The organism is Williamwhitmania sp., from assembly GCA_035529935.1.
In the GTDB taxonomy this organism is placed as follows: domain Bacteria; phylum Bacteroidota; class Bacteroidia; order Bacteroidales; family Williamwhitmaniaceae; genus Williamwhitmania.
The window spans coordinates 1-12,342 of record DATKVT010000184.1; the positions used below are offsets into that span (position 1 = coordinate 1).

Sequence of the window (12,342 nt, forward strand, 5' to 3'; positions counted from 1 at the left end):
CTGCCAGGCTCTATGTTTTTGGCTTTAGTTGCTATTCTACCGGCATTTGCCATGATTTTTCATGTAAACAATCAGTTTGCACACTTTTTCGGTGGAACATCCCTACTTATTTTGGTTGGGGTTATCCTAGATACTCTGCAGCAAATTGAGAGTCACCTTCTGATGCGTCACTATGATGGACTGATGAAGAGTGGTTCAAAACTCAAGGGCAGGTCTGGCTTTTAAGCAGGCACTAACGTTCTTTAAATAATGATAAGCTATAAAACTGACGAAGAGATTGAACTCTTAAGAGAGAGTAACTTACTAGTGTCAAAAACATTAGCAGAAGTTGCTCGTCATATAGCACCTGGTGTTACCACTCTGTCGCTCGATAAGGTTGCAGAGGAGTATATCCGCGATAATGGGGCCATTCCCGGATTTTTGGGATACAATGGTTTTCCTGCAACGCTCTGCATCTCTATTAATGATGCGGTGGTGCATGGAATCCCTGGAGAGCGTCGATTGCAGGAGGGAGATGTTGTGTCTGTCGACTGTGGCGTTCTCAAAAGTGGCTTCTATGGCGATTCAGCGTTTACATTTGAAGTTGGAATAGTGGCGGATAATGTTAAAAAACTTTTAAAAGTTACCAGAGAATGTTTATCTTTGGGCCTCGAAAAAGTTGAAGCTGGGAATCGAGTTGGTGATATCTCGAGTGCAGTGCAGGAAAATGCAGAGAAAAATGGCTTTACTGTAGTGCGCGAAATGGTGGGTCATGGTTTGGGCAGAAATTTGCACGAATCTCCTGAAGTACCAAATTATGGAAGGAGAGGGCAAGGACCAATGTTGAAAAATGGCATGGTTATTTGCATTGAACCAATGATTAACGCAGGCAAGCGTCAGATTTTTCAGGAGAAGGATGGTTGGACTATCCGCACCCAGGATGGAAAGCCAAGCGCTCACTTTGAGTTAGCTGTGGCGGTTAGAAATGGGAAGGCAGATGTGCTGTCAACCTTCAAGTTTATTGATGAGTTTTTAGAACAAAAGGCATAAACTGCATGGCGAAGCAAACTGCTATTGAAAAAGACGGAACGATCATAGAGGCTCTATCCAACGCAATGTTTCGAGTTGAGTTAGATAATGGTCACGTAATTACCGCACATATCTCTGGAAAGATGCGAATGCATTACATTAAGATTCTTCCTGGGGATAAGGTAAAAGTGGAGATGTCTCCCTATGATTTGTCCAAGGGCAGAATAACTTTTAGGTACAAATAAAACGTTGCAAAAATGAAGGTGCGTGTTTCCATAAAAAAGCGTAGCGACGATTGCAAAATCGTGAGACGTAAAGGTCGCTTATATGTGATCAACAAAAAAAATCCGAAGTTTAAACAGCGCCAAGGATAAAATCGTTAATTTTGTAAAACTTTAAGGATCACTATGGCTAGAATTGTTGGTGTTGACTTACCAAAGAACAAAAGAGGTGAAATTGGCCTTACCTACATTTATGGTGTTGGCGATAGCACAGCCCGTAAGATCCTGTCTGAAGCCGGCGTTGATTACAATACTAAGGTTAAGGATTGGGATGACGAGCAGATTGCAGCAATCCGTAATACGATTGGCAATCTTGGAATTAAGCTAGAAGGTGAACTTCGTTCCCAAGTTCAAATGAACATCAAGCGATTGATGGACATTGGATGCTACAGAGGTATTAGGCATCGTCTTGGCCTGCCCGTAAGAGGACAGAAAACCAAAACTAATGCACGTACCAGAAAAGGACGTAAGAAGACTGTTGCTAACAAAAAGAAGGCTACTAAATAAGGCTAAGTAACTATGGCAAAGAAGACAGGGACTGTTAAGAAAAAGGTCGTAAAAGTAGAGCCTGTAGGGCAAGTTCACATTCATTCTTCGTTCAATAACATTATTGTTACCCTTACCAATAACGATGGACAAGTAATTTCTTGGTCTTCTGCTGGTAAAATGGGTTTCAAGGGTTCGAAGAAAAATACTCCCTATGCTGCTCAAACTGCTGCGCAGGATTGTGCTAAAGTTGCTTACGATAGTGGCCTACGTAAAGTAAAAGCTTACGTTAAGGGTCCAGGTGCAGGTCGTGAATCTGCTATTCGTACAATTCATTCTGCCGGAATTGAGGTTACTGAAATTATTGATGTAACTCCGCTTCCACATAATGGTTGTCGTCCACCTAGCAGAAGAAGGGTGTAATTCACCTAGTATTCGTAAAATTGAGTGCTAATGTTGATTAAATAAAATTAGGTTAAATGGCAAGATATACAGGACCTACTTCAAGAATCGCTAGGAAGTTTGGGGAGCCCATTTACGGACCGGATAAGGCTTATGAACGCAAGAGTTATCCCCCCGGGCAACACGGCCAAAATAAGAAACGTAAAAAACTTTCAGAATACGGAGTTCAGTTGCAGGAAAAACAAAAGGTGAAATACACCTATGGCCTGCTTGAGCGTCAATTCGCGAATGCTTTTCACAAGGCTTCTCGAATGAGGGGTGTAACAGGTGAAAACCTGCTCCGCTTGCTGGAAGCTCGTTTGGATAATGTGGTTTATAGATTAGGTGTGGCTCCTACTCGCCGTGCTGCGCGTCAGCTGGTTGGGCATTGTCATATTGCTGTAAACGGCAGTATAGTAAACATTCCTTCGTACACAATGCGTCCAGGTGACATCATTAGTGTTCGCGAAAAATCCAAGGCTCTTGAAGTTATTCAGGATTCTCTTTCACGTGGAAGACATGCTAAGTTTGCTTGGCTTGAGTGGGATTCAAATGCCCTGACAGGCAAGTATATGAATCACCCTGAAAGAACTGAAATTCCTGAAAACATTAAGGAGCAGCTCATCGTTGAACTTTACTCCAAGTAATAATACCTGAAGTTGTTATGGCAATACTTGCATTTCAGAAGCCTGATAAGGTGATAATGGTGGAATCCAGTGAAACCTATGGAAAATTTGAGTTTCGTCCATTGGAACCTGGATACGGCATTACGGTGGGAAACGCCCTCCGGAGAATACTTCTCTCTTCCTTGGAAGGTTATGCAATAACGTCGGTTAAGATCGCTGGTGTTGACCACGAGTTTTCCACCGTTACCGGCGTCCTTGAAGACGTTACTGAGATTATTCTCAATCTAAAACAGGTTCGTTTCAAGCGTACGGTTGAAGGCGTAGAGCATGAGAAAATTAACGCAACTATATCCGGGGAAACAGATTTTAAGGCCGGATTGCTCAACAACTTCCTTTCTTCGTTTGAGATTCTCAACCCCGAGTTAGTTATATGTCATATGGAGCCCAATGTTAAGCTTCAAATGGAACTTACTATTCAAAAGGGTAGAGGTTATGTTCCTTCAGATGAGAATAAAACCGCTGAAACAGAGTTTGGCGTTGTTCCAATAGATTCTATTTTCACTCCAATCAGAAATGTGAAGTTTGCAGTGGAAAACTATCGTGTTGAACAAAAGACAGACTACGAAAAGTTGGTTTTGGAGATTGCCACCGATGGGTCTATTCATCCAAAAGAGGCATTGAAAGAAGCTGCTAAGATATTGATTTACCACTTTATGCTATTCTCTGACGAGAAGATTACCTTGGAGCCTGACGAGAAATTCTCGGGCGAGGAGTTTGATGAAGAGGTTCTGCACATGAGGCAGATGCTCAAAACCAAACTTACCGATATGGATCTTTCTGTTAGAGCATTAAACTGCTTGAAGGCGGCTGAAGTTGAGACCCTTGGTGATTTAGTAAAGTTCAACAAGAATGATTTACTGAAATTCCGAAATTTTGGAAAAAAATCTCTTACCGAATTGGATGAGCTTCTCGAAAGCTTAAATCTTACCTTCGGTATGGACGTTACGAAGTATAAACTTGACAAGGAATAAGTTGAGATGAGACATAATAAAAAGTTTAACCATTTAGGACGTAAGAGTGCTCACCGCAAGGCCCTTCTGGCAAACTTAGCTATATCGTTGATTATGCATAAGCGCATAAACACTACGGTGGCTAAGGCAAAGGCACTTCGTACCTACGTTGAGCCTCTGATCAATCGCTCTAAGGAGGATTCTACTCACTCCAGGCGCATGGTCTTCAGCCTACTTCAGGATAAGTATGCTGTAACTGAACTATTCAGGGAGGTTGCTCAAAAAGTTGCTAACAGACCTGGTGGATATACCAGAATTTTAAAAACTGGAAATCGCTTTGGTGATGCTGCCGAAATGTGCTTCATTGAGTTAGTTGACTATAACGAAAACTACAACAAAACTGCATCTGCTAAGAAGGCGAAGACTACACGTCGAGGCCGTAGCAAAAGTACTGTTGTGGAACCTGCAGCCCCTGTTGAAGCTGCTGCAGAGGAGACAAATCAAGAGTAACACGAAGATTGTTTCATATGCATTGCCAGGGGGAAAGGTTGTACCTTTTCCCCTTTTTTTAGGCTATATTGTAACATAAATATATTTTTATCATGGGACAAATTCTTAACATTCACGCTCGTCAGATTCTTGACTCACGTGGAAACCCAACCGTTGAGGTTGATCTTATTACCGAAGATGGCGCTTTTGGCCGTGCCGCAGTACCATCCGGCGCTTCTACTGGAATACACGAGGCCGTTGAACTTCGCGATGGCGATAAAGGAAGATTCCTTGGTCGTGGAGTTCTAAAGGCGGTTGAGAATGTAAATACTACCCTGAACGAAGAGCTACGGGGTATGGAGGTTACCGACCAGAAGGCCATCGATAGAGCAATGATCGAGATTGATGGCACTGAAAACAAGGCTAATCTAGGCGCAAACGCTATTCTAGGCGTTTCACTAGCCGCAGCTCATGCTGCAGCACAGGCCACGGGGCAAACACTATACCGTTATGTTGGTGGCGTTAATGCATGTACCTTGCCCATTCCAATGATGAACATCCTTAACGGTGGTTCTCATGCTGACAATAGTATCGATTTTCAGGAGTTCATGATCATGCCTGTGGGTGCTGCTTCGTTTACCGATGCTATTCGCATGGGTGCTGAGGTTTTTCATCACCTAAAGTCAGTACTTAAAAGTAAGGGCTACTCCACCAACGTTGGTGACGAGGGGGGATTTGCTCCAAATTTAAAGTCTAATGAGGAAGCAGTTACTGTTATTCTTCAGGCTATTGAAAAAGCAGGCTATCGTCCTGGTGAAGATGTTTTCCTCGCACTTGATCCAGCTTCTTCAGAGTATTTCTTACCTGAGGAAAATGTATACCATTTGCACAAATCTACTGGTGATAAGCTCACTCCTGAGCAGATGGTTGCCTACTGGAAAGAATGGGTGAATAAATACCCAATTATTTCTATCGAAGATGGTATGGCAGAGGATGACTGGAAGGGTTGGAAGTTGATTACCGATGCAATTGGCTCAAAATGCCAGCTTGTTGGTGATGATCTTTTTGTTACCAACACCAAGAGACTTCAGATGGGGATCGATCAGGGTGTGGCCAACTCAATTCTTATTAAGGTAAATCAAATTGGTACCCTAACTGAGACAATTGAGGCTGTAAGAATGGCTGATCTCCACTCAATGACTTCCATCATGAGCCATCGCTCTGGTGAAACAGAAGATACTACAATTGCTCAGCTTGCTGTTGCCCTAAACACAGGCCTCATTAAGACTGGATCCGCTTCACGTTCCGACCGGATAGCCAAATACAATGAGTTACTTCGTATAGAGGAGATGCTAGGAGCCGATGCAAAATACCTGGGTCGTGCATTTAAATATGCAAAGCGATAGGTAGAAATTGTTTGTTGTAAAAGCCGTCTCTACAAAGACGGCTTTTTTTATTGTATTAAGTGTCTGATATAGTTGTGTGTAGGCTGAGTAATGGAGTTGGTAATTCCAGCAAGAGATTCGTTTTGATAAAGAATTGTCCTGAGTGGGTGAATGACTTAAAAACTGCAACCAACGGTATAAAATCCGGATACTAATTATCTAATAATAGTCGATTTGTATCCCTTTGTGGGCTATCTTCTCGTCTTTATTTATGGAATCAATAATTATTAGTGCTAAATTAGCATAATGCAAAGGGGAGTCCTATACCGATCTCTTTTTACTGTGCTTTTGTGCATTACGGCCATTACAGCCAATGCTCAAAGCAAGAATCATGCGCTACAAGCTGAACTTTTTACCATTGACAATGGACTTTCGCAGTCAAGCGTTCAGTGCCTGTTTATCGATAGCAAAGGTTTTTTATGGGTGGGAACCCAGGATGGACTTAATCGATACGACGGTTATTCATTTAAGATATATCGAAACCAACCGACAGACGACCGCTCAATTGCGAGCAACTTTATTTATTCCATAAGAGAAGATACTTTCGGAACGCTTTGGATTGGAACGCAGGCTGGGCTAAGCAGCTTTAGTCCCGTTACGGATAAATTTACCAACTACAGATACACCGATGGAGGGAGCCAGTCGCTTGCCTCTTCAATTGTGTACTATGTGTATGTCGATCACCAAAATAATGTTTGGGCTAAGACGCTAGAAACATTGGATTGTTTGAATCCTAAAACTGGCAAGTTTCTGCACTATCGCCACTATAATGACCCCTTCAACTATTCAGTGGGAACCAATGATTTCTGCATACTAGAGGACAGCAAAATGAACCTGTGGGTAGGGACGAAGGATGGACTTAATCTTTTCGATAGGGCGCGAAGGATATTTAAGAGGTATTACACCAAAAGAGGAGATAAACACTCGATAAGCAACGATCGTATTAAATATATTTTTGAGGATTCTAAAGGTAGATTGTGGGTGGGGACGCAGTTTGGCCTCAATTTATATAACCCTGAGAGCGATAATTTCAAACGATTTTTTCCTGGCAACGCTGATCCTAAATCGGGAAATAATGTGGTGAATTTGATAGCAGAGACCAGTAAGGGTGAACTTTGGCTTGCAACTGATGATGGTGTTGGCGTTTTTAATCCAATCCAATACACCTTCAACCTCTATAATAAGCTCGTTTCGTCGAATCAATCTTTTTTGTCGAATACCATAACTTCTATTGTTGAGGATTGCAGTCAAAACCTGTGGATTGGCACTCTTCAAGGATTAGTTAAGATTGACAACAGGGAACCTAAGTTTCATAAATATTCTTATAATTCTAAGGACGAACCTCTTTTTGGTAACAACCTAGTGGCTTCCATCTACGATAACGGATATGGGTCGTTGTGGGTTGGAACATGGGGTAGCGGGCTGTATAAATTGAACAGGAGTACAATGGCTATTGAGCACTTTGGTGCCATGAGGTCTGGTGGAATTCCTAATAATTTTGTTCATGCAATCTGCAAAACATCGTGGGGCGATTTATTAATTGGAACTAGGGATGGAGTTGCCGTGTATAATGAATCCTTACATCAGATGGAGGACTTCTTTTCCTACTATCATTTGCCATCTAAGTCTGTTTTTAAGGGCAATAGAGTCTATCAAATTAATGAGGACTCTATGGGGAATTTGTGGTTTGCAACTTCCTTTGGTTTATACCGGTTCAATGGCCAACGAGTTGATAGAGTGGATAAGCAAGGACGTGAATCGTTGCTCTTTACCTCCTCCGATATTCGCGCGCTTGCAAGTGATAGAGATGGTAATCTCTGGGTTGGGACTTCCAATGGATTAAATAGATATAGCACTACTGACGGAAAGGTCATAAGGTTTTTACGCCCAACCCCCTTCAAGGGTGATGGAATAATTAACAATGAAATTGTTTCGCTCTATCTGGATAGCAGAGGCCTACTTTGGGTTGGTACCATTAGCGGGTTGAGTGAATTTAATACTTCCTCGGGTGTATTTAAGCAGTATACGGAACGTGATGGTTTACCCAATGGGTTGGTCTATGCCATTGAGGAAGATGGTTGGGGAAATATCTGGTTAAGCACCAACCGTGGTATTGCAAAGATTGACCCTGAATCGGGCAAGGTGTTTAAGTTCGATATTCTTGATGGATTGCAGTCATACGAGTTTAATGTTGGTGCCTGTTACAAAAATAAAAGGGGAGAACTCTTTTTTGGAGGAATAAATGGATTGAACTACTTTTTCCCCGACTCCATTAAAATTAGTGACGTTGCTCCTCGCATGGCTTTTACAGCTTGCCATATATACACACACAAGGGGGTAGAGGAGGTTCCTGTACAAAATTTTGGGACTGTTAACATTCCCAAGGGCTGCAATTTCTTTACCGTTGAGTTTGCTTCTTTAGATTTTTCCAAGACGAGCAAAAATACTTACCGATACATTTTAGATGGTTTCGACAATCAATGGGTAGATCTGGGTACTGAAAACTCCGTATCGTTTACCAACCTCCAGCAAGGGCATTATACGCTAAAAGTTCTTGCCGCAAATAATGACGGCGTTTGGAACATGACAGGTATTAGTTTAAACGTGGTAATTAAAACTGAATTTTGGGGTTCGGCTTTGGCTCGCTGGCTATATGCTATTTTGGCAATATTTGTGACAATCCTATTTATCCTCTACAGAACACGCGGGTTAAAGGAGACCAGACGGCTGCTAAAGGAGAGGGAATTGGCGATTACAGAGGCTCAGAAGCAGAAAGAGGAACTTTTTTTGAAAAACAAAAATATCACTGATAGCATCAACTATGCTAAGCGAATACAGGAGGCACTGATGCCGTCCGCCACGTCCTTCTCGAAAATTATCCCTCAATCATTTATCTTATACCAACCAAAAGATATAGTGAGTGGCGATTTTTTTTGGATAAATGAGACTGAAAATAAAATATTCGTTGCAGTGGTTGATTGTACCGGGCATGGCGTACCTGGAGCATTTATGTCTATTATCGGTTTTGAGCTGCTTCGAAACATCACAACCATTCAGGGCGTTGACGATGCGGCAGAGATATTGAATCGATTAAACAAAGGTGTTATTGATACCTTCAGTAAGGACGAACAGAATGTTTATGTTAAGGATGGCATGGATGTATCATTTTGCGTAATCGATAAGACTGCAAGGAGAATGCAGTTTGCCGGTGCTTTTAGCAACATGTACATTGTTCGTGACAATAAAATAATTGAGATGAAGGGTGACCGTTTTGCTGTAGGCTTGGCTACCAGTGGCAATCAACAGTTCTCCAGCGAAACCATCGACCTCGAACAGGAGGATCGTTTATACCTATTTACTGATGGGTATGTTGACCAATTTGGCGGCCCTGAAGGGAAGAAATACAAGTTTCGGCGCTTCAGACACCTATTGCTGAATATCCATAGAGAACCTATGGAGCGTCAAAAGGCTATGCTTGAAGAGAGCATCGTGGAGTGGAGAAATGGATACGAACAGGTCGATGATATTCTCATTATGGGCATTAATACAGGTATTTGAGAACTTGAAAGCAATATCATGTTTTTGGTGCGCTCACTAAATCGCTAGTTTTCCTTCCCTGATTTACGTCTAAGATACTGCACAAGTAATACCGGAAGCATAAGGAGTGCAAGCAGTGTGGCAATTCGGCCAAGGTAATCACCAGCCTTTACGTAAAAGGTGATTTTGTCGTTGGTTACAACCTCTCCTTTAATAAACCCACGTTTCCACCAGCCCAGCTGCTGAACAATCTCCCCTTTTGTATTAATGATGGCCGATATTCCGGTATTGGCCGATCGTGCAATGTAGCGCCTTGTTTCTATTGCCCTCAAGGACGAATAGCTTAGGTGCTGGTGATAACCGGGTGTGTTGCCCCACCAACCGTCGTTGGTAATCACTATTCCAATATTTGCACCATTCTTAATCCATTCTGCAAAATACTCGCCATAAACAGACTCGTAGCAGATGGCCGGAGCAGTCCTGAATTGCCCATAATGTGAGTAAAACACCGTTCTTGTGGATTGAGTACCTAGGCTACCAGTTGTGCCACCCAAATTAAGTGCCAAATTTTCAATGAAAGGGAAGCGGTTAATGTAGGGCATTTTTTCAACACCAACCACCAACTTTGATTTATGGTAAATATGGAAGCCGTCGCTATCTATTTGGAGTGCTGAATTGAAACGGTCGTAATAGAGATTTTGCCCAGGTACCTTTCTTGCCGTTGGTGTTGGCTTTTTGGTGGAGTAGAATGTCTTGTAGGAGGTCATTCCTACAATGAATGTGGCGTTTGGGTGCATTTCGATAAAATGCTTAACAAGGGCAACCGATCCGTTTGCCATGAGGTTATCCTCCATAATTTGGCCCTGCAGAGCAGTTTCAGGAGCAATGTAGAAGTCCACCTTGGAGTCGGAGGCCTCCTGTGCCAAACTTAGCAGTATGGTCGTCTGCTCGAGGTCGGACATACCGTTGAACTTTTCGTTGTAAGGATCAATATTGGGCTGCAAAATGGCAACTGTTGCGTTAACTCCAGTTTCTGTGACGTTTCTGAAAATTACCGCAGAAATAATGATGGGAACAATGGCAGCGGCTATGCTCCAGGTAGCCCATAAAAGCAGACGTTTCCTATTATTATTTATCAACGCTTGAATTGCAAAGAACAGAAAGATGTTGGTAACGAGGACCCAAAGCGTTCCTCCCAAAACTCCGGTGTACTCATACCATTGTATTAGGTGAACATTGTGCGCAAATGCATTTCCTAGGGTGAGCCAAGGCCAACTGATCTCAGCATTGGTATAGAAGTGTTCATAGGCTATCCAAAAAAATACTAGGCTAATGTATCCTGCAGTATTGCCCAACCGTTTCTTGGTGATGTGGAAAAGGCCAAACACCATGCTGCCTAGCGTAGTGTTGATGATTATTGCGGCAATTAGCCCTTCTACGGCAGCGTTTGTTATCCACCAAGCATCGATAGCAGTCCAAATTGCCATGGCAATGGAAACATGCAGTGCGATTTTTTTTGTGCTCTTTTCTTGATTAGTTAGAAGGTGTTCGGCAAGCAACAGCGGAACAAACGCAACAAGAATAATGAGCCCGGGCATGCTTTGATACCAAGGTAACGAAAGTAGAATTCCACTTACTATGCTTAGCCAAAGGGGTAGAAATCTTGATTGCTTCATTGTTGTTTTTTTAAATATTGACGGAGCTATTCATTGAGAGTTGATTACTGCTCCACATGCAAATATTAATCGAATTATGTCCGCAATTTACTGTTATAAAACCACATGCTTTCTTAATCCATTATAGCCTGAAAAATTATAAAGTTGTTCGGCTTGCATAAAACAAGCCCTTGATCTTTGGGTTCTTCGTGCTACCAAAAAAAGGAAGACCAACCTGTTGGTTGAGGTCTCCTGTTGGAGAAAAATGATGCAGTCGGTTGTCCAAAATTAGACAAATTGTTAACGTTGGAAATGTTACAACAAATTTTAGCTTTAATTTTGAGTGTGCTCTTTACTTTGAACTGTTGTTTTTTGTATTATGCTGAATAATTAATTACTCAGGTATATGGAGACTAAGAAAGTATATTCAGGTGGTCAGTTTTGTGCTACGGAGCAACAGTATGCTGTAAAGAATCCTTATAATGGAGAGGTGATTGCAACGGTTTACTTAGCGGGAAAGACTGAACTGGAGAACGCTATAGACAAGGTGCAGGCGGTTAAAGAACAGCTGGCAAATATGCCTGCCTATGAACGGTCCGATGCGCTTAAAACGGTGGCTCAATATCTGCAACAGAGGAGACAGTTAATTGGAGAAACGCTATCGTTGGAGGCAGCAAAGCCTATTAAGTTGGCGCTTGGTGAAGTAGATAGGGCAATTCAAACTTTTTTAGTTGGAGCCGAGGAAGCCAAGCGATTGCCTTCTGAGTATATTTCGCTTGATTGGACTCCGTCCGGTAAGGGGAAGGAGGGGATAGTTAAATATTTCCCGGTGGGACTTGTCGCGGCCATTTCACCCTTCAACTTTCCGTTAAACCTCACTGCCCACAAGTTAGCCCCTGCCATTGCTGCTGGTTGTCCTATTATTTTGAAGCCAGCACGGTCCACTCCGCTATCAGCACTTACGCTTGCGGAGGCGTTTGATGCAACCTCACTTCCAAAAGGCTCTGTTTCGATATTGCCAATGGATAGAAATTCCGGGAATCAGCTGGTTACTGACGATCGCTTTGCGCTTCTAACCTTTACTGGTTCTCCTCAGGTTGGCTGGAAAATGAAAAACGAAGCAGGTCGAAAGCGTGTAGTTCTTGAGTTGGGCGGTAATGCTGGTGTAATTGTTACTGAGTCATGTGCCTTGGACGATGCGGTTAAGCTGTGTGTTGCTGGAGCCTTTTCGTATTCAGGACAGGTTTGTATTCACACGCAACGTATTTATGTTCAGAATAACGTTTTTGATCGCTTTCTGGATCGGTTTCTTGCATTGACGAGCCGCTTATTGGTTGGTGCACCCAACCATCCTGATACAGACA

Annotated in this window: 11 protein-coding genes; 10 read left to right on the plus strand and 1 reads right to left on the minus strand. The window is 42.5% G+C overall.

The features are described 5' to 3' along the window. The 9 genes from VMW01_14180 to VMW01_14220 form a co-directional block, all read left to right on the plus strand. Positions 1-225, plus strand: a 225-nt coding sequence (locus VMW01_14180) for a hypothetical protein (protein HUW07394.1), incomplete at its 5' end; no start/stop codon positions are given. 24 nt (positions 226-249) lie between these two features. Then, positions 250-1,029, plus strand: a complete 780-nt coding sequence (gene map, locus VMW01_14185) for a type I methionyl aminopeptidase (GenBank protein ID HUW07395.1) — start codon at positions 250-252, stop codon at positions 1,027-1,029. Positions 1,030-1,415: 386 nt separating this feature from the next. After that, the gene (gene rpsM / locus VMW01_14190) at positions 1,416-1,796 is read left to right on the plus strand and encodes a 30S ribosomal protein S13 (GenBank protein ID HUW07396.1); all 381 of its coding nucleotides are present in this window, start codon (positions 1,416-1,418) and stop codon (positions 1,794-1,796) included. A 12-nt stretch (positions 1,797-1,808) separates the two neighbouring features. Next, positions 1,809-2,198, plus strand: a complete 390-nt coding sequence (gene rpsK / locus VMW01_14195; protein ID HUW07397.1) for a 30S ribosomal protein S11 — start codon at positions 1,809-1,811, stop codon at positions 2,196-2,198. 56 nt (positions 2,199-2,254) lie between these two features. Beyond that, positions 2,255-2,863, plus strand: coding sequence for a 30S ribosomal protein S4 (gene rpsD / locus VMW01_14200; protein ID HUW07398.1), 609 nt, complete (start codon positions 2,255-2,257; stop codon positions 2,861-2,863). Between the two features lie 17 nt (positions 2,864-2,880). Continuing rightward, positions 2,881-3,873, plus strand: a complete 993-nt coding sequence (locus tag VMW01_14205; protein ID HUW07399.1) for a DNA-directed RNA polymerase subunit alpha — start codon at positions 2,881-2,883, stop codon at positions 3,871-3,873. Positions 3,874-3,879: 6 nt separating this feature from the next. Continuing rightward, complete coding sequence (gene rplQ, locus VMW01_14210) at positions 3,880-4,362, plus strand: 50S ribosomal protein L17 (GenBank protein HUW07400.1); 483 nt, start codon at positions 3,880-3,882, stop codon at positions 4,360-4,362. 92 nt (positions 4,363-4,454) lie between these two features. Beyond that, on the plus strand, positions 4,455-5,747 hold the full coding sequence (gene eno / locus VMW01_14215; GenBank protein HUW07401.1) for a phosphopyruvate hydratase: 1,293 nt from the start codon (positions 4,455-4,457) through the stop codon (positions 5,745-5,747). Between the two features lie 285 nt (positions 5,748-6,032). After that, a complete protein-coding gene (locus VMW01_14220; protein ID HUW07402.1) occupies positions 6,033-9,344 on the plus strand; it encodes a two-component regulator propeller domain-containing protein in 3,312 nt (1,103 codons plus the stop codon). 44 nt (positions 9,345-9,388) lie between these two features. Here VMW01_14220 and lnt read toward each other — a convergent pair whose 3' ends face one another. After that, on the minus strand, positions 9,389-10,999 hold the full coding sequence (lnt, locus tag VMW01_14225) for an apolipoprotein N-acyltransferase (GenBank protein ID HUW07403.1): 1,611 nt from the start codon (positions 10,997-10,999) through the stop codon (positions 9,389-9,391). Between the two features lie 385 nt (positions 11,000-11,384). Between lnt and VMW01_14230 the strand changes: the two genes are divergently transcribed. After that, on the plus strand, positions 11,385-12,342 hold a 958-nt coding region (locus VMW01_14230; protein ID HUW07404.1), incomplete at its 3' end, for an aldehyde dehydrogenase family protein.